This window comes from Pseudomonas sp. Irchel s3f19 (assembly GCF_900187555.1).
Classification (GTDB): Bacteria; Pseudomonadota; Gammaproteobacteria; order Pseudomonadales; family Pseudomonadaceae; genus Aquipseudomonas; species Aquipseudomonas capeferrum.
This window is the reverse complement of sequence record NZ_FYDW01000001.1, coordinates 114,158-136,226: the sequence shown is the minus strand read 5'-3', so window position 1 is coordinate 136,226 and position 22,069 is coordinate 114,158. Positions and strand designations below refer to the sequence as shown.

The window sequence follows — 22,069 nt, the reverse complement described above, 5'->3', positions numbered from 1 at the left end:
TTCACCCGACAAGCCGCCCATCGAACTCCGCCATGGCATCCAGCATCGCCTCGCGGAAATACGCCAGCGAAGGCCGATCAAACAGGATCTGCAACCTCGGCACCCCCTCACTGGCCACATTCACCACCATCACGTTGATCCGCGCCGCCGATGTCTGCGCCACGGCACCGACCGGAAACGCCTGTGCACGCAGGTCAACGCCACACAGCTTGGCCATCACCGCGCTGCAATGCTGCCCCGACACCTGCAGCCAGGCATGGCTGTCCTGGCGCGGCAGCAGGTAGTTGCGCTGGGCATCCTGCACCCAGTCGGCCTCTTGCGCGGCCACCCTCGCGCCCTGGTCGCTGAGGCTGCCCAACAGCAGGTACTCACTGGCCGACAGGCGCGCCACCCAGCCACCGTCGTCCTGGCGCAGCGCCTGGTTAGGCAGCGATGGCAAATGGTAACCGTGCGCTTGCAGGTAGCCCGCGCTGTCGCTGCCCCTAAAACCGACCCGCGGCAAATCGGTGAGGTCGGTCAACGCGCAGGTCTGCGGGCCGTTTGAGAGGAATGCTTGCGTGTTCAAGTTGGTCATGGCTCAGCGTTCCTGGCGCAGGTTGTCGGGGTCGTGGAAGGGCAGTTGCACCACCTTGGCATTGACCATCACCCCGCCCTCGACGCGGATCGGGATGTGCATGCCAGGCGTGGCCTGATGGGCGCCGGCGTAGGCCAGGCCGATGATCTGCCCGAGGGTTTGCGAGTACTCGCAGGAGGTGACGTTGCCGCTGATGTCCGGGCCGTCCAGCACCAGGTGGCCTTCCAGCGGCTGCGGGCTGCCCTTGGGCAGGGTGAAGCCGACCAGCTTGCGCTTGAGCGGCTGCGCTTCAAGGATCTCGATCGAACGTTTGCCGACGAAAAACGGCTTCTTGCGGCCGATTGCCCATTGCATGTCGATCTCGGCCGGGTGGGTCATGCCGTCGGTGTCCTGGCTGATGATCACATGGCCCTTTTCCAGGCGCAGCAGGCGCTGAGCCTCGACGCCGAAGGGGCGGATACCCAGCCCGGCGCCGGCCTGCATCAACGCGTCCCACAGGCGTTCGGCATGGCGCGCCGGCACATGCACCTCATAGCCCAGCTCGCCAACGAAACCGACCCGCAAGATGCGCGCCGCGATGCCGGCCACCTTGCCCAGGCGCACGCCCAGGTAAGGGAAGGCCTCGGCCGAAAGATCCACACCCTCGCACACCGTTGCCAGCACCTGGCGCGACAGCGGGCCTGCCAGGTTGACGGCGGCCAGGGCGGCGGTGACGTTGGTGATGTCCACGTCCAGCCGCCACTGCGCGTTCCACTTGAGCATCTGCTGGTAGATGCGGTCGACGCCACTGGTGGTGGCGGTGACGTAGAAATGCTGCTCGCTCAGGCGGGCGCACACGCCATCATCGATCACCACGCCATGCTCGTTGGTCATCAGCGCATAGCGAGTGCGGCCGATGGCCAGCTTGGCAAAGCCGAAGGTGTACAGGCGTTCGAGCAGTTCGGCGGCGTCGGGGCCGCGCACGTCGAGGCCGCCCAAGGTGGAGACGTCGATCAGGCCGACCTTTTCGCGCACATGGCGGGCTTCTTCCTGCATGCAGCGTTCGCGCTCGTCGGGTTTGCCGTAGTAGGCAGGGCGCTGCCAGATGCCGGCGGGCATCATCTTCGCGCCCGCCGCCACATGGCGGCGGTGCATCGGCGTCTGCCGGTACGGGTCGAAGGCACGGCCGGCGACATGCGCCAGCTTCTCGGCCTGAAAGGGTGGCCGGGCGGTGGTCACGCCGGTTTCGCTGATGCTGCGCCCGGTGGCCTGGGCCACCAGGCGCGCGGTGGGCAGCGCCGAATGCCGGCCCTGGGACGGGCCCATGCCTACCGTGGAGAAACGCTTGACCAGTTGCACGTCGCGGTAGCCACTGCGGGTGGCGTTGACGATATCGCGCACCTGCAAGTCTTCATCGAAATCGACGAAGTCCTTGCCCTTGGGGTGCGGGAAGATCGGCCAGGGGAAGTTGACCTTGGCCTCGGGGCCGAAAGCCTTCAGCGCGGGCGCTGGCAGGCCCAGCGCCGCGACCGCCTCGGCAGCGGTGCGGGTCGCGTCGGCGAGCACGTTGTCCAGGTGATGCCGGCCATTCACCGACCCTGCGATAGCCAGACCGACTGGCAAGTTGCTGAGGCTGAACGCATCACGGTCGACGTCGTATGCCAGCTTGCCGCCTGCCTGGCACAGCAGTTGATACACCGGCATGTAGCCGGCCGACATGCACAGCAGGTCGCAGGCCAGGCGCAGGCCTTGCGTACCCACCTTGCCTTGGCCGGTGATGGGGCGGATGTCGACGCCGCTGACATGGCGCATGCCCTTGCCGTGCAGGGCTTCATAAACGGTGCTGCCCAGGTGCAGAGGGATGCCGCGGCGCTTGAGCTCGCTGGCCAATGCGGCGTCTGCCGGCGCCGCGCGCATGTCCACCAGGGCGGCGACGGCCACGCCTTGATCTTGCAGGTCGAGGGCCGCCAGGTAGCCGTCGTCGTGGCCGGTGAGGACCACCGCACGCTGCCCCGGCTTGACCGCGTACAACTTCATCAGCCGTTGCGCGGCGCTGGTCAGCATGATCCCAGGCAGGTCGTTGTTGCGGAACACCACCGGCTGGTCGAACGCACCGGCCGTGACCAGGCAGCGAGTGGCACGCACCTTGTACAGGCGTGTGTGCTGGATCACCGGCAGGTAGTTGTCGGTGAACCAGCCATTACAGGTGGCTTGCAGCAGCACCTGGATGTTCGGGTGGGCCTCGACGGCATCGAGCAATGCCTGGCGCAGGTGGCTGGCGCGGGTGCCGGCAATGTCGAAGCGGGCGTAGGTGAGCGAACCGCCCAGCACGGGCTGCTGCTCGATCAGCAGCACCTTGGCCCCGGCAGTGGCTGCGTCCAGCGCCGCGCGCAGGCCAGCAGGGCCGCCGCCGATCACGGCCACGTCGACAAACAGGTAAGCCTTGTCGTGGTACTGCGGCTTGAAGCCCAGGTCGAGCACGCCAAGGCCGGCTTTCTTGCGGATCAGCGGCTCCCAGACCTTCCACATGCCTTTGGGCTTGTAGAACGACCGGTAATAGAAGCCAACCGGCATGAACCGCGAAAACTTGCCCAGGTAGGCGTCACGGTCGTGCTCCAGGCTACCGTTGAAGTTCTGGCCTTCGACCACCTGGCCATCACGGGCCGCCTCCATATCGGCCAGCACGTTGGGTTCGTCGGGCAGTTGCACCAAGGTGTTGGCATCTTGCCCGGCCAGGCTCAGCGGGCCACGCGGGCGGTGGTACTTGAACGAGCGCGACAGCAGCCAGCGGCCACTGCCGAGCAGTGCGCTGGCGATGCTGTCGCCCGCAAAGCCCTGGCAGGCCTGGCCATCGAAGACAAAGCGCAGCGGCCGCTCGCGGTCGATCAAAAGGCCCATGGGGGCGGGGAGGCGAGTGAGGCTGTTCATCCGGCAATCTCCGGGTTGGCGGCTGGGGTGAACTCGACACGGCGGTCGAAGATTTCGTTTGGGTCGAAGGTGCGCAGCACCTGGTCGCTGACCGTGTGGCGCTCGGCCAGGAACCAGTAGCTGGAAGCGTTGTGCAGCCACCATTCGGTGACCACACCGGCAAGGTTGTCGCTGTTGAACACGTAGTCGGCCCATTCGACGTCGCTGCAACGGGCCGGGTCGGGCATTAGCTTGAACTCGCCGCCGTAGGTGAATTCGCTGATGTTGCGCGGGCCGTTCAAGGGGCAGGTGAGGATCTTCATCGTGCGTTCCTCTAGTGGCTGGCCGCAGTCGCGCCCATCTCGTTGACTTGCTGGAAGCGGCTGAAGCGCTCCAGGGCGAACGGCGCGATCATCTCTGGCACCTTGCCGCCACTGGCGACCAGCTCGGCCATGGTCTTGCCGCAGATGGGCGTGGCCTTGAAGCCCCAGGTACCCCAGCCGGCGTCCAGGTAGTAGTTGTCGACCGGCGACAGGCCCATGATCGGGCTGTAGTCCGGGGTCATGTCGGTGCTCCCGGCCCATTGGCGCATCAGCTTGGCGTTGGCCATGAACGGGAACATCTCGATGGCGTGGGCCAGCAGGCTTTCCTTGAGGTCGAGGGTGGAGCGGGTGTTGTACAGCGGGTACGGGTCGGAGCCGCCGCCGAAGACGATTTCGCCACGGCTGGTCTGCTGCACGTAGCAGTGCAGCGCCGACGAGCTGACCAGCGGATCGAGAAACGGCTTGAACGGCTGAGTGACCATGGCCTGCAGCGGGTAGGTGTGGATCGGCGCGCGGATGCCGGCCTTGGCCATCAATAGCGAACTGGCCCCGGCCACCGCCTGCACCACGCAACCGCACTGCACGGTGCCGCGGTTGGTCTTGACCGCCTCGATGCGCCCGTTGCGGATCAGCAGCTCCTGCACTTCGGTCAGCTGGTGGATCTGCACACCGCGCTTGGCCGCCTGCTTGGCATAGCCCCAGGCCACGGCGTCGTGGCGCGCGGTGGCGCCGTCGATATGCCACAGCCCAGCCAGCACCGGCAGGTGGCCGGGGTCGAGGTTGAGGCTCGGCACCAGCTCGCGAATCTGCTGGCGGTCGATCATCTCGGTGCGCCCGCCGAAGTGCTTGTTGACCTCGGCCCGCTGGCGGAAGGCCCGCACGGTGGCGTCGGTGTGCGCCAGGGTGAGCTGGCCGCGCTCGGAGTACATGATGTTGAAGTCGAACTCGTTGGACAGGTTCTGGAACATCCGCACGGATTCTGCGTAGAAGCGCACGCCCTCGCTGGTGAGGTAGTTGGAGCGGATCACCGCCGTGTTGCGTGCGGTGTTGCCGCCGCCTAGGTAGGCCTTTTCCAGCACCGCGACGTTGGTGATGCCGTGGTACTTGGCCAGGTAATAGGCGATGGCCAGCCCGTGGCCGCCGCCACCGATGATCACCACGTCGTAGTGCGGCTTGAGGTCGCAAGGGGGTGGCAGGTCGACTTCTACCGGGTAGTCGGCACTCAGGCCGTATTTCAGCAGGGCGAAAGGCATGCGGTGCGCTCCTGTTGGGCGGCCTGTTGTTGCAGGTCGAGGGCGAGCAGGGTGTTTTTCATCAGGTAGGCGATGGTCATCGGGCCGACGCCGCCGGGCACCGGGGTGATGCCGGCGACCTGGGGCAAGGCGGCGGCAAAGTCGACATCGCCGACCAGGCGGCTGCGGCCGTGTTCATCGATGCGGTTGATGCCCACGTCGATCACCACCGCGCCGGGCTTGAGCCAGTCGGCACCGATCAACCGTGGCTTGCCGACCGCCGCAACGAGGATGTCGGCCTGGCGGCACAACGTTGGCAGGTCGTGGCTGCGCGAGTGCACCACGGTCACCGTGCAGTCGGCCTGCAACAGCAACGCCGCCATGGGTTTGCCGACGATGTTCGAGCGGCCGACCACCACCGCATGCTTGCCGCGCAACTCACCGCAGGCATCGCGCAGCAGGCGCATGCAGCCACTGGGCGTGCAAGGGGTGAGCACATCGCGGCCCTGGGCCAGGCCGCCGACGTTTTCACTGTGAAAGCCATCCACGTCCTTGAGCGGGCTGATGGCCTGCAGCACGCGGTGTGCGTCGATATGCGCCGGCAGTGGCAACTGCACGAGGATGCCGTTGACCGCGCTGTCGCGGTTGAGCCGGCCTATAAGGGTCAGCAGGTGCGCCTGGGAGGTGTCGGCGGGCAGGCGATGTTCCAGCGAGTGGATGCCCACTTCCTCGGCACGCAGCACCTTGTTGCGCACATACACCTGGCTGGCGGCATCTGCCCCCACCAGCACAACGGCCAGGCCCGGTTGCACGCCGCCCTGGCGCAAGGTCTGCACCTGCTCTCGGACTTCAGCCAATACCCGCGCGGCGGTGGCCTTGCCGTCGATCAGTTTGACGCTGAGGGTGGCGTTCATTTGAAGATCACCGTGCGGTCGTGGTTGAGGAACACCCGGTGCTCCAGGTGGTACTTCACCGCACGGGACAACGCGATGGTCTCGGTGTCACGACCGATCGCCACCAGGTTTTCGGGGGCGTAGGCGTGGTCCACGCGCTGCACTTCCTGCTCGATGATCGGGCCTTCGTCGAGGTCGCTGGTGACGTAGTGGGCGGTGGCACCGATCAGCTTGACGCCCCGCTGATAGGCCTGGTGATAGGGCTTGGCACCCTTGAAGCCGGGCAGGAACGAGTGGTGGATGTTGATTGCCCGGCCGGACAGCTGGCGGCACAGGTCGTCGGAGAGGATTTGCATGTAACGCGCCAGTACCACCAGCTCGGTGCCGCTGTCCTCGACGATGCGCATCAGCGCGGCCTCCTGCTCGGCCTTGGTCTCCCTGGTCACCGGCAGGTAGACGAAACGGATGCCCTGGCGCTCGGCCATGGGGCGCAGGTCGAGGTGGTTGGAGACCACCGCGGTGATGTGCATGTCCAGCTCGCCCTTGGCGTGGCGGTAGAGCAGGTCGGACAGGCAGTGGTCGAACTTGCTGACCATCAGCAGCACGCGCATCGGGCGGGCGCTGCTGTGCAGGCTCCAGTCCATGTCGAAGCGCTGGGCAACGTCGGTGAAGCCCGCTTCCAGTTGCGCTGTGTCGCCGCTCACGCCGGTGTTGTAGCGGAACACGGCGCGCATGAAGAAGCGGCCATTGTCCTCGTCGTCGAACTGCGCCATTTCGCTGATGTAGCAACCGTGCTCGGCCAGGTAGGTGGTCACTGCGGCGACGATGCCGGACACGGCCGGGCAGCTGACGCGCAGGATGAAATGATCGGGAGCGGGGTGCATGTCGGGGCCTCGTGGTGGAGTGGGGCAGGTCGGCACAAGGGCAAAGGGGGTCGCGGGGTGGTGAAAAGTGTTTCTTCGTAGGAATATTAATTTCCTTTAGGCGATTTATAGGCGAAGAGGTGGGTTGCGGTCTAGGGGTTTGTGAAACTTTTTATCCTGGCAGGAAAGTTTTTAAGGCTGCGCCCTCCCTGTCAGGGTGGGTGTACCTGCGAAGAGGCCGGCACGCGCTATGCTTGGCCCATGAGCACAGCACCCAGCCTTCGCCAACCTTGCCCCCCTGGTGCCTGTAACTGCGGCCGCGAGCACCTGGCCGAGCACCCGCCGGCGGCGCAGCGCATCCTCCTGCTTACCCGGCAGGAAGAAAAACGCCTGATCGAGCGGTTGGAAAACCTCAAGGACCTGGATGACCTGCAGCGGCTGCAGCAACGGATGTACGAGAACCTGGGTATTCGTGTGCGCATTGCGCCTGGGTTCAACGAAGTGCGGACCATGCGCGGGATCGTGATCGAGCTGGATGAGCAACCGGGGTTGTGCCGCAAGACCCGGCAGTTGATACCGGCAGCGATTCGGCGGGGGTTGGAGCGTAATCCGCAGGTGGCTTATCGGTTGCTTGATGACCATGACCTGCTGCGGGGGGCTTGAAGCGGGATCGGTGAATTGGCTCACAGGCGCTGCAAGGCCCCCGTCATGCACCCCAAATCCCCTCTAATTTTTCCGCATCGCCCTACGTCTACCTAAGAGCCGCCCTACGCCATACGCGTATCGGCATCTATCACTCAAGGAGACAGGCAATGACTTCCGTTTTCGACCGCGACGATATCCAGTTCCAGGTAGTGGTCAACCACGAAGAGCAATACTCGATCTGGCCCGACTACAAGGCCATCCCCACTGGCTGGCGTGCAGTGGGCAAGAGCGGCCTGAAAAAAGACTGCCTGGCCTACATCGACGAAGTCTGGACCGACATGCGCCCGCTGAGCCTGCGCCAGAAGATGGCCGAAGCCGCAGCGCAGTGACCACGCTGAACCTGCTGTGCCTGCCGTACTCGGGGGCCAGCGCCATGGTCTACAGCCGCTGGCGGCGCAAGCTGCCAGCCTGGCTTCAGGTGCGGCCGGTGGAGCTGCCTGGGCGCGGCGCGCGCATGGGGGAAGCGCTGCAAACCGACATGCAGGCGCTTGCCCGGCAACTGGCAGCCGAACAGCGTTTGGCGGCCAGCGCGCCCTACGCACTGCTTGGCCATAGCCTGGGCGCGTTGCTGGCATTCGAGCTGGCCCACGAGCTGCAGGCGCTGGGTTGTCCGCCGCCGTTGGCGTTGTTTGCCTGCGGCACTGCCGCCCCTACTCGGCGTGAAGACTATGACGGCAAGAACTGGCGCGACCCTAAAAGCGACGATGAGCTGATCAGCGAGTTGCGCGCACTCAACGGTACGCCAGAGGAAGTACTGGGCAACGCCGAGTTAATGAGCCTGACCTTGCCGATTCTGCGTGCCGATTTCTTGCTCTGCGGCCGTTATGCCTATCGTCAGCGGCCTGCGTTGCAGTGCCCGCTGCACGTGCTGGGTGGCGAGGATGACCGAGCCAGCGAGGAGCAACTGCTGGCCTGGCGCAAGGAAACCTTGGGGCACTTTTCGTTGGAGGTGTTCCCCGGCAGCCACTTCTTCATCCACGAACACGAGGACCGCGTACTCGGCCTGCTGGCCGCGTCGCTTGAGCCGCATCGGCTTTCTGCCTGATTGACGTCACCGCTTGCCTGGGGGAGGCTAGGCCTTTTCCCAGGCAAGGGGCAGACAATGCTGATCGATCCACACAAGGCCACGCTGCTGGTCGTCGACATCCAGGATAAACTCATCGGCGCCATGAGCGACCCTGAAGGCACCCGCGCGCGGGCGCGCTGGTTGTTGGCGGCGACTGCCGAGCTGGAGCTGCCCACCGTGGTTTCCGAGCAGTACCCCAAAGGGCTTGGCCATACGTTGGCAGAGCTGATTGCTGCGTCGCCCGCTGCCGAGGTAGTGGAAAAAAGCCATTTTTCCTGTGTGGCCGCCGAGTGCCTGCCGGCCAGCCTGATGGCGCGTGAGCAGGTGATCGTCTGCGGCATGGAAACCCACGTTTGCGTGTTGCAGACCGTGCTCGGCCTGTTGGCGTTGGGCAAGCAGGTGTTCGTGGTCGAGGATGCCTGTGACAGCCGCACGGCCGCCAGCAAGGCTGCAGGCCTGGCGCGCATGCGCGCAGCCGGGGCGCACATCGTGACCCGCGAGATGGTGCTGTTCGAGCTGATGGGCAGTGCCAGCCATCCGCTGTTCCGCCATATCAGCAAGACCTACCTGGTCGGTGAGCAGCCCTGAACGCGCGGTTACTGGCGGCGGGGCTGATGGCCCTGGCGCTGCTGCAAGGCTGTGCCGGGCGCCGTGAAGAAGAACCAGAAGCGGACCCGGCCAAGGTGCGTGCGCAGTTGCTGCGGCTTTTACCCGCTCAGGCCAAGGACCGTGAGGGCTGGGCCAAGGACATTCAGCAGGCCTTCGAAGCCCAGCGGATTGCCCCCAGCAAGAGCAACTTGTGCGCGGTACTGGCGGTGACCGAGCAAGAGTCGACCTTCAATGCCGACCCGCAGGTGCCCAACCTGGGGCGTATCGCCCGTGACGAGATCGACCGCCGCGCCGCGCGCCTGCACATCCCGCGCTTGCTGGTCGATGGTGCACTGAAAACGCCGTCCGGCAACGGCCAAACCTATCAGCAGCGGCTACTTGCGGTACGCAGCGAGAAGCAGCTGAGTGCACTGTTCGATGAAGTCATTGCCCGCCTGCCATTGGGCAAGACCTTGCTGGGCGGGCTCAACCCGGTGCACACCGGCGGGCCGATGCAGGTGAGCATCGAATTTGCCGAACAGCATGCCAAGGGTTACCCCTACACCTACGACGGCACGGTACGCCAGGAAGTGTTCAGCCGGCGTGGGGGCATGTATTTCGGGATTGCCCACCTACTCGGCTACCCGGTGCATTACGACCGCCAGCTGTACCGTTTCGCAGATTTCAACGCAGGCTGGTACGCCAGCCGCAATGCGGCGTTTCAGGCTGCGCTGAGCAAGGTGGCGGGTGCCAACCTGGCCTTGGACGGGGACTTGATTGCCCCAGGCGCGATCATGCCAGGGACCACCGAGCAGGCGGCGCGCAAGCTGGGGGTGAAGCTGGGGTTGCGCAACCCGCAGATTCGCAGCCAGCTGGAATTGGGCGACAGCCTGGCCTTTGAAGGCAGCAAGCTGTACAGCGGGGTATTCGCCTTGGCGGATGCAGCGGCGGGCAAGCCGGTGCCGCGTGCGGTACTGCCTGGGATTCAGCTGAAGAGCCCGAAAATTACCCGCAAACTGACCACCGCGTGGTTCGCCGGCAGGGTGGATGAGCGTTATCAGCGGTGCATGAAGCGCTAGCGCTAAAACCTTGTGTAGGAGCGCCCGGCAAGGGCGCTCCTAGCACCAGGCGTCAGCTTTCGGTCAATGCTCCAACCACCTGCTCGACACTGGCCTTCAACCCTGCCACAGCATCATCGGCATCACTCTCCACCACCAACAGCGTCGCCCCAGAGGCCTTGATCACCTCGGCCACTGCGGCATCCGGCTGGCGGTGGTCGAGCACCAGCGCCACATCCTGATTCTTCAGGTTGTCCCCCAGCGCCTTGAGCGCCGCTTCATCCCACTTGCCCTCGGCCGGTAGCGCCTGCTCCACCACATCCAGGTTCAACCCGCTGGCCAGGTACCCCAAGCGCTCGGACAGGCTCACCACCGTAAGGTTGTCGACCTCGGCCAGCTGGGTCTGGCTGTTGGCCGTCAACTCCAGCAACTGGCGCTTGAGGCCTGCCAGGTTGCCTTGGATCTTCGCCTTGTCAGCCGGCGACAAGCGCTCAAGGTCATTGGCCACCACATCGGCCATGCGCCCGAGGTTGGTCGGGTTGAGCCACGGGTACGCGCCGTAGGCATCGTCACCGGTCACTGCAATCCCCGGCAAGGCACCGTCCACCGGCCGCGCCGCATCGATTTCGACGATGCGGATGTTGCTGCGCCGCGCCATCGGGTACAGCGGGTCGTCACGCCAGATCGAGCGTACGCCAATGACGGCGTCTGCCTGTTGCGCGGCCTTCTCCAGGGTGGCGCCGCCGCGGCCACTGAAGTAGGACGGCTGGCGGCTGGCCGGCAGGTTGGCAGGTGCGGCGCGCTTGAGTTGCACCGAGGTACCGTCGAGCAACGCCGTGGCCAGGCTGTGGGTGACGGGCAGGGTGGTCAGCACTTGCGTGGCGAAAGAGAGCGAGGGCAGGCCCGCCAGGGCCAGTGCCAAGGTCAGCTGTTTCAGGTTCATGCCGGGTTTCCTTGCAGGCGTGGAACGAGGGCGCGGGCCAGCGCGGCCAAGGCGAAGCAGATACCGGCCACCAGGATGATTGCCGCGCCCGAGGGCACCGGCAGGTCGTAGACGATTGGCAGCAGAATGCCGAGCAGGGTGCTCAGCGTGGCGATCAGCACCGAAATGAAGAAAAAGCCCTTCAGTGACTGGCTGACCAGGCGTGCGGCCGCCGCCGGTATCACCAGCAGCGCGCCGACCAGAATCGCCCCGATCACCTTCACCGAAGCCACGGTGACCAGCGTTACCAGCACCACGAACAGGTAGTCCAGGGTCTTTACCGCTACCCCGCGCACCGCCGCCAGTTGCGGGTTGAAACTGGCCAGCATGATGCGGTTGTACAGGGGCAAGGCCAGGGCCAGTACCAGCACCGCGACGATACCCAGCACCATAAGGTCCTGGGCACTGACGGTCAGTACCGAGCCGAACAGCACGTTCTCAAGGATATGCACGTTGATCTTGCCCGCCAGCATCAGCAGCAGGCTGGCGCCCAGGGCCAGGGACACCGACAGGAACACGCCGATCAGCGTATCCGGCGACAGCCCGGTGCGGTTGCGCAGGAAGTTGAGCAGGATGCCGAACAGCAGGCAGTAGCCGAACAGGCTGCCGTAGGGGCCGGTATAGGGCTCGCCCAGCAGGATGCCGATGGCCACGCCGGTGAGCGCGGCATGGCCGACCGCTTCGGAGAAGAAGGCAAAGCGCTTGACCACCACCAGGGTGCCCAGGCCGCCCAGCACCGGGCCGATCATCAGGCCGGCCAGCAGGGCATTGACCACGAAGCCGTAGGCCAGTGCCTCGGGCAGGTAGCCGGCGTTGGCCCATTCCTGGACCAGTTGGCGAAATGCTTCAAAACTCATCAGGCAAGGCTCTCGCTGCGCGGGTGAACGGAGAACAGGCTGAGCAGGCGCTCCGGGGTCAGGGCCTGTGCCGGTGGGGCGTCGAACAGTACCTGGCGGCTCAGCCCGGTGACCCGGTCGGCCAGGCGCAGCACGGCTTGCAGGTCGTGCTCGATCCATAGCACGGTGGTGCCGGACTGGCGCCAACTGTGCAGCAGTTGTTCGAAGACCTGGATGCCCGCTTCATCGAGGGCCGACATGGGTTCATCCAGCACCAGCAGTTGCGGCTCGGGGATCAGGCCCTGGGCCAGTAGCACCCGCTGACGCTCACCGCCAGACAACGCGCCCATGCGCCGTTTGCGCTTGTCGAGCATGCCGACTCGCGCCAAGGCGGCATCGATAGCCGGTTGCACGCGGCGCGACAGCCCCAGAAAGGCCGGCCGGCGCTGGCACATCGCGGCCATGAAATCGTCCACGGTCATCGGCAGGCCCCGGTCGAACTCCAACGCCTGGGGTACATAGCCGATCACCTCAAGGGCGCTGGGCCAGTGCAAAGTCAACTGGCCTTGGTGGGGCATCTGCCCGAGCAGGGTCTTGATCAGCGAACTCTTGCCGCCGCCGTTGGGGCCGACGATCGCATGCACGCTGCCGGCCGCCACGTTGAAGCTGACCTGCTCAAGAATGCGGGTACGCCCGAGGGTCAGGTCGATGCCGGCGAATTCGATGCGCGGGCCACTGGGCGCGTCGAGGTGGGCGGCGGCGGTCATGCGCGGTTCTCCTGGATGGCGCGGACCACGGTATCGAGGTTGCGCTTCATCTCTACCTCGTACTTCTCCTTGGTGTAGTCGCCGTAGGAAATGTGCGTCAGCGGGTACAGGCGCACGCCCGACTCGCGCTGGATGGTTTCGACATAGGCGGACGGGAAGTCCATTTCCGAGAAGATCACCTTGACGTCCAGCGCCTTGAGCTGGTCGATGGTTTTTTTCAGCTGGGCCGGGCTGGGTTCGATGCCATGGGCCGGCTCGACCACCGCTGTGACCTCCAGGCCGAAGTCACGCACCAGGTAGTCGTAGGCCGCATGGATGGTCGCTACGCGGAAGGTGGCGCTGGGTGCTTCGGTGACCTTGGCCAGGGCTTCGGCACGCAGGGCACGCAGGCGCTTGGCATAGGCGCGGGCATTCTGCGTGTAGAGCTTGGCGTTGTCGGGGTCGAGCTTGCCCAGCTCCCGGGCAATGTTGTTGACCTGGGCGATGGTGGTGCTGATCGACAGGAACGTGTGCGGGTTGACCACCTTGCCGGCACCCCGGGCGGCGATACCGGTGGCGGCCAGCAAAGGCACGTTCTGGTTGGCTTCAATGGTGGCGATGCCGGGCTTTTCGCTGGCAGCGATCATGCGGTCGGCGAAATCATCATGGCCGACACCGTTGAGTACCACCACATCCAGCGTACCGATGCGTTTGATGTCTTCGGCCCGCGGTTCGTAGGCATGCGGGTTGAACCCCGCCGGAATCAGCGGCACCACTTCGGCCTTGTCGCCGACAATGTTGCTTACGTAGCTGTAATACGGGTGCAAGGTAATGCCGATGCGCAACGGCTTGCCGTTATCGGCCAGGGCCATTGCCGGCAGGGCAAGGGCCAGAAGCAGGGCGAGGGCGGAGCGGAACATGGGGAAGTCCTTGGGTTCAGTGACGGTGTTCGCGGGTGACCCCGGCGTCGTAGTGGCTGACCACCTGTTGCCAGCCGGCGGCGATCAGGGCGGCGTGGCCCAGGTCATCCGGCGTGACGACAGCGCTGTCGCGGCGTAGCCAGACATCTGCCTGGCCGTTGCTGTCGCCCGGCAGGATCAGCAGCAGGCTGCCCGCTACCTGCGGGGCCTGGCTGCGGCCCAGGTAGGCGCCGGTTTCCAGCCATGACCACTGGTGGCTACCGCGGCTCTGGCTGCCTGCGTCGACCACGAAGGGTGGCAGGCCTTCGTCGGCCAGGGCTTGCACACTGGGCACGGCGGCGGTTTCTTCACGCAGCAGCTGGATCTCGTCGAAGGCCACGCGCAGGTCGGTGTAAAGCCCCTGTTCAGCGGCGGTGAGGTCGCGGCGGGCGTCGATCTGGTGGCTGGCGATGGCCTGCTCGTCCTCGCGTTCGCCGCGCAGCATCACCACGGTAGCGGCAAGAATCACGATCAGCAGGCTGACCAGCAGCACGTACAGGGTTTCGTGCCCAGCGCCAGCCGGGCGTACGACCTCGGCACGGCTCATGGTAGGCGTGCTCATGGTTGGCCAATGTCGGCGTAGTCGACTTCGACAACGTGCCCAGGGCCGGCATCGAACAGCACGTAGAACTCACCGTCGGGGCGCTTGAAGGTGAGGGTCGAGTCGTCGCCGAGCTTGCCGCCAACCAGCACCTGCTCGTCGTAGCCGATCACATCCAGGGTCACCCCAGGGGCGCCGCTGCCATCCGAGAAGCCGCCGGTGCATTTGACCTGGCCGCTGGCGACCTCTTCGCATTCGCACATCGGGTTGTGTGCCAGGGCGGGGCCGGCGGCCAGCACCAGCAAGGGCAGGGCGAGCTTGCGCATCAGGTGTTTCATTTCTTGCCTCCTTGTTTTTCGAGCCACGCCACGGTGGCGGGCGAAGCCTTGGCCAGTGGCACTGAAGCTTGGTGCATGCTGCCGTCCCAGCCTTCGAGGGTGATCCAGATTTGTGCATCAGGCTGAGTGCGTGGCGGTATCGGCAGGTTGGTGCCCATGCGATACGGTGCGCCGAAGAAGATGGTGCCAGCGGCGCGCAGGCTGCGCGGTTTGCCAATGCGCAGGTAGACCGCCTTGACGTCATTGATGCACGCCTTGCACAGCGAGGCATTGAACGACTTGAAGTGGCCCGCCGGGCCGTCGGCGCGTGGTGCCTCGTCGCGCATTTCGGCCAGGTCCAGGCTGTAGGGGCCGACCTGGATGTCGCTGATCACGTTCACCCCAAGCCCCGCGTCGCCGCGAAACAGCTTGGCGTCGGCGAAGTACTTGGGCATGAACCCCAGCGGGATGAGGATCAGCAGGATGTTCAGGTGAAAGCGCCACTTCAGCCACCACTGTTTGAGCGGGCTGGCGGGCAGGGTCTGGGCCTGGCTCATGGGCGGATCTCCACGGTGGTTTCACGGCTTGCCACGCGTGGCGCACGCTCGCTGCGCTTGAGGGCAGCGGCGGTCGCCTGGGCGGTGCGTTTGGTCCAGATCAGCAGGCCGCTGAATACCATCAGGGTGAGGACCAGGCCGAAGAAGAACCAGATCAGCTTGATCGGTAGGCCGCCAAAGTCGCCGGTGTGCAGGGGGCGCATGGACTCGGTGACAAACTCCAGGGCAGAGCGGTCGCTGATCAAGAACTGGCTGTCGACGGTGCGGGTGTAGGGGTTGACGGCGGCGGACTGGAACATCAGCGGGTACCAGCCGCGGCCACCCAGGGTGACATGGCTGTAGGCAGTAGCAGGCAGTGAGACGGAGCTGATCTCCAGGCCCGGGATCGCCAAGCCGGCGATGCGCGCCGCTTCATCCACATCAATGCGCGGCGCCTGGCTACCATCGGCTGTTTGCGGCACATCCTCACGGGCGATGACCGGCACGATAGGTCGGCTGGAGATGCTGATGTTGTTGTCGAACAGGATCGCCTGGATCAGGAACCAGGTACCGGTAATGGAAATGACCGCAATGAACCAGATCGACCAGACCCCGGCCAGCCGGTGCAGGTCGCCCCAGAAGATACGCGAACCATGGCCGGTGCGGACTGGCTTGAAGAAGCCCTTCCAGAATTTCTTGTAGACCACCAGGCCCGTGACCAGCGAGGCCAGCATCGGCAGGCCGAGGATCGAGACGAGGTACCAACCCCAACTGAAACCATTGGTGAAGGGCACCAGCCACCAGCCATGCAAGGCGCGGGTGAAGCCTTCGAAGTTGAAGTCCGGGCTCTTGCCCTGGATGGCCCCGGTGTAGGGGTTGACGTAGAGCGTTGGGCTGGTGCCGTCAGGGAAGGTCACATCGGCGGTCAGCGCGAAGTGCGAGCCATCCGGCTGCCTGAGCGACTCCACGGCCATGTCCGGCTCGGCCTTGTGCAAAGCGTCGAGCACCTGCTGATAACTCAAGCGTTCGGCATCGCCGTCAGGCTTGCTGGCGCGCACGTCCGGGTTGGCCAGCCAGACGATCTCCTGGCTGACCACGGCGAGCATGCCGGTAAAACAGACGATCAGCACAAAGAACCAGATCGGTAGGGCGAGCCAACTGTGGACTAGGAACCACAGCTTGGATTTGGATTTTTTCGGTGATTTGGCCATCTGATCGTCTTCTGAAATGTGTAGTCGAGCTTATGCCCAACCTAGAGGGCTGCACCTATAAAGACGAATGAGAATGGAAATCCTGCCGTTTTAAATGCAAGCAAATGTTTCAGAAGGCGTAAGCCGGCCTTCGCGCGAGGCGTCAGGCCGGCTTGAAGAGGCGGGCAATCAGGCGCGGGTCAAGGCGACAGCCGGCTGCGAACGGCCGTTCAGGCGCGACAGGTCCTGGTACAGCGACTGGCCGATTTCGGCAGCGCGGGAGGGCAGCACCGAGAGCAAGGTATCGCTCAGGCCGTGGCTGTTTTCGCAGAAGCCTTGCAGGTAAACCGAGGCCTGCAGGTCTGGGCTGGCCAGGACCCGATAGTTGCGGTCGACGCTGAAGTCGTCCAGGAAGCCCGCCAGCGGCGCCAGCAGGTCGCGGTGCGAGCGACGCTCGTAGCCGGTGGCCAGGATCACCGCGTCATAGCGGTGGGTCTGCTGCTGGCCGGTGGCCAGGTCGCGCAGGGTCAGTTCCAGGCCTTCACGGGTGGCCACCACCGCTTCTACCTGGCGTCGGCACAGCACGTTGTGGCGGAACTGGTGCGCGACCTTCTGGCGATAGAGGATGCCGTAGATGCGCTCGATCAAGTTCAGGTCGACCACCGAGTAGTTGGTGTTGTGGTACTCGCCCAACAGCTTGCTGCGTTGATCGGCCGGCTCGTTGTAGACCAGGTCGGTGTAGCCCGGCGAGAAGATCTCGTTGACGAACGGGCTGTCGTCGGCAGGCTTGAGGGCCGAGCCACGCAGAATCATGTCTACCTTGACCGACGGGTAGCTGTCGTTGAGGTCGATGAACGCCTCGGCGGCGCTCTGGCCGGAGCCGATCACCGCGATGCGCATCGGCTTGCCTTCGGTGCACGGCAGCTTGTTCAGGCTGCTCAGGTATTGGGAGTGGTGGAAGACGCGCGGGTCGTCCTTGAACGCGCCGAATTTTTCCGGGATTTTCGGCGTGCCGCCGCTGCCGACCACCACCGAGCGGGTGCGGCGGCTGTATTCGCGGCCCTGCTGGTCACGCGATACCAGGCGCAGGTGTTCGACCCGGCCGGCATTCACCTCGGGTTCGATGCGCACCACTTCCTCGCCATACACCGCCTGGGTGGCGAAGTGCTCTGCGGCCCAGCGCAGGTAGTCGTTGTACTCCAGGCGGCAGGGGTAGAAGGTGCCGAGGTTGATGAAGTCGGCCAGGCGCTGCTTCTGGTGCAGGTAGTTGACGAAGCTGTAGGGGCTGGTCGGGTTGCGCAGGGAAACCAAGTCCTTGAGGAACGAAATCTGCAGCTCGCTCTGGGTGGCCAGGGTTTCGCCGTGCCAGCGGTAGTCTTTCTGCTTGTCGATGAACAGCGCGTCCAGGGCGTGGCCCTGGGACTGAGCGAGTTCTTCCAGGGCGATGGCCAAGGCCAGGTTGGAAGGGCCGAAGCCCACGCCGATCAGATCTTTGATTGTTTCCTGGTGTGAGGACTGGCTCATGGCTGCGATTCCCTGAATGGTCGAATGTGGACGCCCGCCGGGGCTCCGGCTCCTGCGCAAGTACATTTCTTGGAACGAGCCAGGCAGGGGGGAATTTAAGCGGGCTAAAGAACTGCATGGGGCGGCCGATAGGGGGGTTACGGTAAGGACCTATCTTTCAGGCAGGGAATCGACATGAGCGGGATAACGGCAAGCAACCTGATGATCAACGGCGTCTCGGCGCAGACGCTGAGTGCCAACGCAGCCACCGAACGCGCGCAGGCACAAGAGGCCGGTGAGGCACTGGGGCCCTTGAGCATCAGTAGCGACAGCATGAAGATTGCCGGGGCTGGGCAGGCGCAATCCACGGAGGCTGACAACGGCGACTCGGACACCGTGAAGGAGCTGCGTCAGCTGATCAAGGACCTGCAAAAGCAACTGGTCGAGGAGCAGAAGCAGCTGGCCGCGCTGCAGAACAGCAAGATGGACGAGGCTGCCAAGGCGGCTGCTGTGGGCGCCAAGCAGGCAAGCATTGCCACCCTCAACGGGCAGATCATGGCTGCCACGGCGCAGTTGCTGGAGCTGCTGCAGCAAGAGGGTGGCAGCAGCGCGGGCGGCATGGTCAGCGGCATGGCCTAGCAGGCCGTGCAGCCTTGGGTTATGGCTGGTTACTCGGACGCCAGGCGGCCCTTGACCTGCCGATCGGCCTTGTACTGCATGGCCACTGCTGGCGCTGGCTTGGCTGCCCCGGTTTCCAGCCACTGACGCATGCGGCTGGCATCGGCGAAGTGGGTGTATTTGCCGAACGCATCGAGGATCACCATGGCTACCGGGCGGTTGTCCATTCGGGTCAGCAGCACCAGGCAATGGCCGGCTTCATTGGTGAAGCCGGTCTTGGTCAGCTTGATGTCCCAGTTGCTCTTGTTCACCAGGTGGTCGGTGTTACGGAAGCCCAGGGTGTAATTGGGCTTGCGGAACGCCACAGTCTTCTCGCGGGTGGTCGACAGCTCGCTCAGCATCGGATACTTGCGCGACGCCATCAGCAGCTTGGACAGGTCGCGGGCAGTGGACACGTTCAGCGTCGACAGGCCAGTCGGCTCGACATAGCGAGTATGCGCCATGCCCAGGCTACGCGCCTTGGCATTCATGGCCTTGATGAACGCCGGGTAACCGCCCGGGTAATGGTTGGCCAGGGTGTTGGCGGCGCGGTTCTCCGAAGACATCAACGTGATCAGCAACGTTTCATGGCGGTCGAGCTGGCTGCCCAGGCGCACGCGTGAATACACGCCCTTCATCTCCGGGTTGTTGGCGATGGTCATGGTGAGCATTTCGTTCATCGGCAGCTTGGCGTCCAGCACCACCATCGCCGTCATCAGTTTGGTGACCGAAGCGATAGGGACCACGCGATCGGCATGGCTCGAATACAGTTCCCGATTGGTATTCAGGTCGATCAGCAGCGCGCTGCCAGAGGCCAGGTGCAATTTGGCCGGGTCGCGTTGCACCTGGGTCGGGGGTTGTGCAGCAGCAGTCGACGGGAGGGTCGCGGTACCTGTGAGCAACAGCAGCAGGCTGAGGATAGACAGGGATGTTTTCACGTTGAGGCTCACTAAAGGTTGGTATGTCGTTGGCTGTGCAAGGGTTTTCCCCCAAAAACCGCTGCATTCTGGAGTATGGCTGAATTGCTGTCGAATGCCTTATGACTAAAGGGCGCAACGTGAACGAAATTTAATCCTGTACCCATCCTGTACCCATTACCCTCGTTTCAAGCGTGGCCAACTCGTGGCCATCACCGGTCGCATTCCGTCACTTCGCAGAGGTGGGATGGAGATGATCCGCGCGTCAACGCAGAGGGTAGGGTCCAGTCAGCCCTGTCCCGTTGCTGCAACAGCCGGAAGTTGGCCGAAATGCTTTCGACCAGGTCCGCATCACTGACCGGGTCCAGTCCCAGGTAAGGCTTGCCGTGATAGTCCCCGTCATGGGTCAACACCGCCTCGACACGTTCGTCACTGGCCTTGTACAGCGCCTTCATCAATTGGGCTTCCCGGTCCTTGCTGGCGTTGCCGTGCAGCGCATAGTGAATGGCCAACGCCGCCCCAAACGCCAGCGCAGGCGTCTGAATGCCATGCTTGCGCGCCAGGTCGATGCTGCTGAGGATGCGCTCGTTACGCTGCAATTTACGCATCGGATCGCGCCCGACCCGCACGCAAGAGTCCTTGAACGACGTTTTGCACCGTTCGAGAAAGGCATTGGCAAAGCTGCTGACAACCTCTGACATCTGCGGGTACTCGGCCATCAATGCCGGCGCCACTTCCTGGTGAATGAGACGCTCTGCCAGCGCACTGACACGGGCGTCCCCCATCCCCTGGCCAACCCAGGTATGCCCCAGCAGGCTGGCATACCAGGCGATGATTGCATGCGGCCCATTCCACAAACGGTTCTTGATGATCTGGATCTGAGTAATGTCCGCGACCGTTTTCACCTGGCGCAGCCGCTCCAGCAAATCACTGCCACGCTCCACGTACAGCGGCATGTCGGGCTCGCTGTTGAACAGGATCAGGTGCAACTGGCTCATGGCGCTGCTGGACTGCGCAAAAGGCCTGAAGTGCCCAATCAGCCGTTCGTACTCAGGGGCCGGCGTGGCGGGTTTGCGGGTGACCGTGGGTTCGTCCTCCAGGCTGTTCCTGAAGATCTGCGACTTGATGCGCAACTGCCGAACCAGCGCGTCATTGCTGATCTTGGAAACGATGCGGCTGACTACCGTTTCGGCGAAGTGGGTCTTTTCCAGCACCTGCTTGCACACCTGTGGCGTGCACAGCAATGCCAACTGCGCTTGCACCTGGCGCCGGACGAACGCCGCACCGCCGATCTTGTTCAACACGATCAGGAGCGTCAGCTCGCGCCCCCTGCGTTCGAAGCGTCGCAGCAAGCCCTTGGCAATGACCCTGGCCTGATGATGGATTGCCTGTTCGGGCAGACTCATGCCGACCACTTCGGCGGCGTTGTACATCTCGATCACCGCCTCCTCGTCGTCCATGTCGATCATGCGCACATTGTCGATGGTCTGGTCGAACGCGCTGGCGCCGTAGCGCACACTGTAGCGGCCGAACGCAGCGACTGATTCCCGGAGCATGCGTGAACGGGTCGCGGCAATGATTTCACAGGGACGCGTGTAGCCGTCCCAATGGGACAACACCTGGGTCAGGTAGCCTCCACCGATAGCGCCGAAGCCGTGGATGCCGACACGGAACTGGTTCAGTGAAGCAGGGAACGAATCGTCGAGCGCCGGCATGCCCAGGTCGGGCACGCACTCGCTCAAGTCGGCGAGGAAGGCGTGCATGCCAGGGTAGGCTTTAAGCGCGCCGGCCTTGACCTCGGGCGCGGGCGGCTTGATGTCTTCGATCAGGATTGCCTGGCCCTCGGCGCGGATCGCCGAGAGCAAGCCGTTTTCCGAGTCCTCGACCATGAAGCACTGGCCGGGTTGGCAATTGAGCGCGCGGGCGGCGCGCAGGAAGATTTCCGGGTGGGGTTTGCCTTGGCTGACTTCGTCGCCGCAGACGGTGATGTCGAAGTACTTGAGCACGTTGGCATTGATCAGGTACTCCTCGGCGATGGCACGGCGGCTGGAAGTGGCGACCGCCAGGGTCAGGCCGGACTTGCGCAGGCGCTCCAGCACCTCGAGCAGGCCGGCCTTGATCGGCACGCCATGGTTGCGCACGTGCTCCAGCTCGAGCTCGTCGGCGCGCTGGCGGATCTGCGCATAAGGGAAGTCATCGCCGTTGTGGGCTTTGGCGAGGGCCTCGGCCCTTTTCGCGCTCAGGCCCAGCGAGCCGATCAGCGTCTGCTCACTCAAGGCTTTGCCGAAGATTTCCAGCGAGGCCTGTTTTAGCGTCCTGAAACGCAGGCGCTCGGTGTCGAACATCGTGCCATCCATGTCGAAGATGGCGCTGTGAATTTTCTTGCCCTGAAACATGATCACTGGGTGTTGCCCCTTTTCTTGCGTGAAACATCCCACCTTCAGTCACTGAATGGCGAGTGCGGTATGACGGCGCATGGGCGGTCAGGTAGGGGGCAGGCGATCAACAGGGGAGCGCTCGGGGTCGACCCAGAGGTAGGGCGGGACGGCGCGGGGTGTGCAGAGGAGGGCGGTAAGCTTTGCGGCCAGGCGGGCGCCTGGTTTGCCGTTGACGTCACGCCCACTGGCTGCAGCTTGGCTTGCAGGCAATGGGCGCACGTAGCGATGGATACGTGTGATTCCAAGCATAAGGTGCTTA

General features: G+C 64.3%; 23 protein-coding genes. 6 read left to right on the top strand and 17 right to left on the bottom strand.

The annotated features are described in order from the left end of the window. Nucleotide 1: 1 nt before the first annotated feature. Genes CKW22_RS00645 through purU form a run of 6 tightly spaced genes read right to left on the bottom strand, consistent with a single transcriptional unit; the run spans nt 2 to nt 6,792 of the window. Nucleotides 2–574 carry a sarcosine oxidase gene (locus CKW22_RS00645; RefSeq protein WP_047581004.1) on the bottom strand — a complete coding sequence of 191 codons (573 nt, stop codon included), beginning with the start codon at nt 572–574 and terminating at the stop codon, nt 2–4. Between the two features lie 3 nt (nt 575–577). After that, nucleotides 578–3,481, bottom strand: coding sequence for a 2Fe-2S iron-sulfur cluster-binding protein (locus CKW22_RS00640; RefSeq protein WP_095063609.1), 2,904 nt, complete (start codon nt 3,479–3,481; stop codon nt 578–580). After that, on the bottom strand, nt 3,478–3,783 hold the full coding sequence (locus CKW22_RS00635; RefSeq protein ID WP_033698890.1) for a sarcosine oxidase subunit delta: 306 nt from the start codon (nt 3,781–3,783) through the stop codon (nt 3,478–3,480). Before CKW22_RS00635 ends, CKW22_RS00640 begins: the two co-directional genes overlap by 4 nt. A gap of 11 nt (nt 3,784–3,794) precedes the next feature. Next, the gene (locus CKW22_RS00630; protein ID WP_033698889.1) at nt 3,795–5,036 is read right to left on the bottom strand and encodes an FAD-dependent oxidoreductase; all 1,242 of its coding nucleotides are present in this window, start codon (nt 5,034–5,036) and stop codon (nt 3,795–3,797) included. Continuing rightward, nucleotides 5,018–5,929, bottom strand: coding sequence for a bifunctional methylenetetrahydrofolate dehydrogenase/methenyltetrahydrofolate cyclohydrolase FolD (gene folD, locus CKW22_RS00625; protein WP_033698888.1), 912 nt, complete (start codon nt 5,927–5,929; stop codon nt 5,018–5,020). Before folD ends, CKW22_RS00630 begins: the two co-directional genes overlap by 19 nt. Next, nucleotides 5,926–6,792 (bottom strand): formyltetrahydrofolate deformylase, encoded by an 867-nt coding sequence (gene purU / locus CKW22_RS00620; protein ID WP_033698887.1) that lies wholly within the window; start codon nt 6,790–6,792, stop codon nt 5,926–5,928. The genes folD and purU overlap by 4 nt, the downstream gene beginning before the upstream one ends. A gap of 240 nt (nt 6,793–7,032) precedes the next feature. Here purU and CKW22_RS00615 point away from each other — a divergent pair, with 240 nt between their 5' ends. From CKW22_RS00615 to CKW22_RS00595, 5 genes are all read left to right on the top strand, one after another. After that, nucleotides 7,033–7,434: a hypothetical protein gene (locus CKW22_RS00615; RefSeq protein WP_033698885.1), complete on the top strand. Its 402-nt coding sequence runs from the start codon at nt 7,033–7,035 to the stop codon at nt 7,432–7,434. A gap of 149 nt (nt 7,435–7,583) precedes the next feature. After that, nucleotides 7,584–7,805 (top strand): MbtH family protein, encoded by a 222-nt coding sequence (locus CKW22_RS00610; RefSeq protein ID WP_033698884.1) that lies wholly within the window; start codon nt 7,584–7,586, stop codon nt 7,803–7,805. After that, nucleotides 7,802–8,521 carry a thioesterase II family protein gene (locus CKW22_RS00605; RefSeq protein ID WP_033698882.1) on the top strand — a complete coding sequence of 240 codons (720 nt, stop codon included), beginning with the start codon at nt 7,802–7,804 and terminating at the stop codon, nt 8,519–8,521. The genes CKW22_RS00610 and CKW22_RS00605 overlap by 4 nt, the downstream gene beginning before the upstream one ends. Nucleotides 8,522–8,578: 57 nt before the next feature. Then, a complete protein-coding gene (locus CKW22_RS00600) occupies nt 8,579–9,130 on the top strand; it encodes a hydrolase (RefSeq protein ID WP_033698881.1) in 552 nt (183 codons plus the stop codon). A gap of 26 nt (nt 9,131–9,156) precedes the next feature. Next, nucleotides 9,157–10,209, top strand: coding sequence for a DUF1615 domain-containing protein (locus CKW22_RS00595; protein WP_095063608.1), 1,053 nt, complete (start codon nt 9,157–9,159; stop codon nt 10,207–10,209). A gap of 52 nt (nt 10,210–10,261) precedes the next feature. Here CKW22_RS00595 and CKW22_RS00590 read toward each other — a convergent pair whose 3' ends face one another. From CKW22_RS00590 to CKW22_RS00550, 9 genes are all read right to left on the bottom strand, one after another. After that, nucleotides 10,262–11,131, bottom strand: a complete 870-nt coding sequence (locus tag CKW22_RS00590) for a metal ABC transporter solute-binding protein, Zn/Mn family (protein ID WP_033698876.1) — start codon at nt 11,129–11,131, stop codon at nt 10,262–10,264. Continuing rightward, nucleotides 11,128–12,027 carry a metal ABC transporter permease gene (locus tag CKW22_RS00585; protein WP_033698874.1) on the bottom strand — a complete coding sequence of 300 codons (900 nt, stop codon included), beginning with the start codon at nt 12,025–12,027 and terminating at the stop codon, nt 11,128–11,130. Before CKW22_RS00585 ends, CKW22_RS00590 begins: the two co-directional genes overlap by 4 nt. Then, on the bottom strand, nt 12,027–12,773 hold the full coding sequence (locus CKW22_RS00580) for a metal ABC transporter ATP-binding protein (RefSeq protein ID WP_047581000.1): 747 nt from the start codon (nt 12,771–12,773) through the stop codon (nt 12,027–12,029). Before CKW22_RS00580 ends, CKW22_RS00585 begins: the two co-directional genes overlap by 1 nt. Beyond that, the gene (locus CKW22_RS00575) at nt 12,770–13,672 is read right to left on the bottom strand and encodes a metal ABC transporter substrate-binding protein (protein WP_033698871.1); all 903 of its coding nucleotides are present in this window, start codon (nt 13,670–13,672) and stop codon (nt 12,770–12,772) included. The genes CKW22_RS00580 and CKW22_RS00575 overlap by 4 nt, the downstream gene beginning before the upstream one ends. A 16-nt stretch (nt 13,673–13,688) precedes the next feature. After that, the gene (locus tag CKW22_RS00570; RefSeq protein WP_095063607.1) at nt 13,689–14,258 is read right to left on the bottom strand and encodes a DUF6162 family protein; all 570 of its coding nucleotides are present in this window, start codon (nt 14,256–14,258) and stop codon (nt 13,689–13,691) included. An 11-nt stretch (nt 14,259–14,269) separates the two neighbouring features. Beyond that, a complete protein-coding gene (locus CKW22_RS00565) occupies nt 14,270–14,590 on the bottom strand; it encodes a hypothetical protein (protein ID WP_033698867.1) in 321 nt (106 codons plus the stop codon). Next, nucleotides 14,587–15,126, bottom strand: coding sequence for a hypothetical protein (locus CKW22_RS00560; protein WP_033698866.1), 540 nt, complete (start codon nt 15,124–15,126; stop codon nt 14,587–14,589). Before CKW22_RS00560 ends, CKW22_RS00565 begins: the two co-directional genes overlap by 4 nt. After that, the gene (locus CKW22_RS00555; RefSeq protein ID WP_047580997.1) at nt 15,123–16,316 is read right to left on the bottom strand and encodes a PepSY domain-containing protein; all 1,194 of its coding nucleotides are present in this window, start codon (nt 16,314–16,316) and stop codon (nt 15,123–15,125) included. Before CKW22_RS00555 ends, CKW22_RS00560 begins: the two co-directional genes overlap by 4 nt. A gap of 168 nt (nt 16,317–16,484) precedes the next feature. Beyond that, nucleotides 16,485–17,819 carry a lysine N(6)-hydroxylase/L-ornithine N(5)-oxygenase family protein gene (locus CKW22_RS00550; RefSeq protein WP_033698863.1) on the bottom strand — a complete coding sequence of 445 codons (1,335 nt, stop codon included), beginning with the start codon at nt 17,817–17,819 and terminating at the stop codon, nt 16,485–16,487. Nucleotides 17,820–17,993: 174 nt separating this feature from the next. Between CKW22_RS00550 and CKW22_RS00545 the strand changes: the two genes are divergently transcribed. After that, complete coding sequence (locus CKW22_RS00545) at nt 17,994–18,437, top strand: hypothetical protein (protein ID WP_095063606.1); 444 nt, start codon at nt 17,994–17,996, stop codon at nt 18,435–18,437. 29 nt (nt 18,438–18,466) lie between these two features. On the opposite strand, the gene pbpG is transcribed toward CKW22_RS00545, so the two are convergent. Both pbpG and mtlD read right to left on the bottom strand, forming a co-directional pair. Next, a complete protein-coding gene (pbpG, locus tag CKW22_RS00540) occupies nt 18,467–19,393 on the bottom strand; it encodes a D-alanyl-D-alanine endopeptidase (protein WP_033698861.1) in 927 nt (308 codons plus the stop codon). Between the two features lie 191 nt (nt 19,394–19,584). Then, entirely contained in the window at nt 19,585–21,774 is a 2,190-nt protein-coding gene (gene mtlD, locus CKW22_RS00535; protein ID WP_095063605.1) for a bifunctional mannitol-1-phosphate dehydrogenase/phosphatase, read from the bottom strand. Nucleotides 21,775–22,069 lie beyond the last annotated feature (295 nt).

Excerpts from the sequence above, each read along its gene's own strand:
- CKW22_RS00645 (WP_047581004.1), bottom strand. The coding sequence starts at position 574 with ATGACCAACTTGAACACGCAAGCATTCCTCTCAAACGGCCCGCAGACC.
- CKW22_RS00640 (WP_095063609.1), bottom strand. The coding sequence starts at position 3,481 with ATGAACAGCCTCACTCGCCTCCCCGCCCCCATGGGCCTTTTGATCGAC.
- CKW22_RS00635 (WP_033698890.1), bottom strand. The coding sequence starts at position 3,783 with ATGAAGATCCTCACCTGCCCCTTGAACGGCCCGCGCAACATCAGCGAA.
- CKW22_RS00630 (WP_033698889.1), bottom strand. The coding sequence starts at position 5,036 with ATGCCTTTCGCCCTGCTGAAATACGGCCTGAGTGCCGACTACCCGGTA.
- folD (WP_033698888.1), bottom strand. The coding sequence starts at position 5,929 with ATGAACGCCACCCTCAGCGTCAAACTGATCGACGGCAAGGCCACCGCC.
- purU (WP_033698887.1), bottom strand. The coding sequence starts at position 6,792 with ATGCACCCCGCTCCCGATCATTTCATCCTGCGCGTCAGCTGCCCGGCC.
- CKW22_RS00615 (WP_033698885.1), top strand. The coding sequence starts at position 7,033 with ATGAGCACAGCACCCAGCCTTCGCCAACCTTGCCCCCCTGGTGCCTGT.
- CKW22_RS00610 (WP_033698884.1), top strand. The coding sequence starts at position 7,584 with ATGACTTCCGTTTTCGACCGCGACGATATCCAGTTCCAGGTAGTGGTC.
- CKW22_RS00600 (WP_033698881.1), top strand. The coding sequence starts at position 8,579 with ATGCTGATCGATCCACACAAGGCCACGCTGCTGGTCGTCGACATCCAG.
- CKW22_RS00595 (WP_095063608.1), top strand. The coding sequence starts at position 9,157 with ATGGCCCTGGCGCTGCTGCAAGGCTGTGCCGGGCGCCGTGAAGAAGAA.
- CKW22_RS00590 (WP_033698876.1), bottom strand. The coding sequence starts at position 11,131 with ATGAACCTGAAACAGCTGACCTTGGCACTGGCCCTGGCGGGCCTGCCC.
- CKW22_RS00585 (WP_033698874.1), bottom strand. The coding sequence starts at position 12,027 with ATGAGTTTTGAAGCATTTCGCCAACTGGTCCAGGAATGGGCCAACGCC.
- CKW22_RS00580 (WP_047581000.1), bottom strand. The coding sequence starts at position 12,773 with ATGACCGCCGCCGCCCACCTCGACGCGCCCAGTGGCCCGCGCATCGAA.
- CKW22_RS00575 (WP_033698871.1), bottom strand. The coding sequence starts at position 13,672 with ATGTTCCGCTCCGCCCTCGCCCTGCTTCTGGCCCTTGCCCTGCCGGCA.
- CKW22_RS00570 (WP_095063607.1), bottom strand. The coding sequence starts at position 14,258 with ATGAGCCGTGCCGAGGTCGTACGCCCGGCTGGCGCTGGGCACGAAACC.
- CKW22_RS00565 (WP_033698867.1), bottom strand. The coding sequence starts at position 14,590 with ATGAAACACCTGATGCGCAAGCTCGCCCTGCCCTTGCTGGTGCTGGCC.
- CKW22_RS00560 (WP_033698866.1), bottom strand. The coding sequence starts at position 15,126 with ATGAGCCAGGCCCAGACCCTGCCCGCCAGCCCGCTCAAACAGTGGTGG.
- CKW22_RS00555 (WP_047580997.1), bottom strand. The coding sequence starts at position 16,316 with ATGGCCAAATCACCGAAAAAATCCAAATCCAAGCTGTGGTTCCTAGTC.
- CKW22_RS00550 (WP_033698863.1), bottom strand. The coding sequence starts at position 17,819 with ATGAGCCAGTCCTCACACCAGGAAACAATCAAAGATCTGATCGGCGTG.
- CKW22_RS00545 (WP_095063606.1), top strand. The coding sequence starts at position 17,994 with ATGAGCGGGATAACGGCAAGCAACCTGATGATCAACGGCGTCTCGGCG.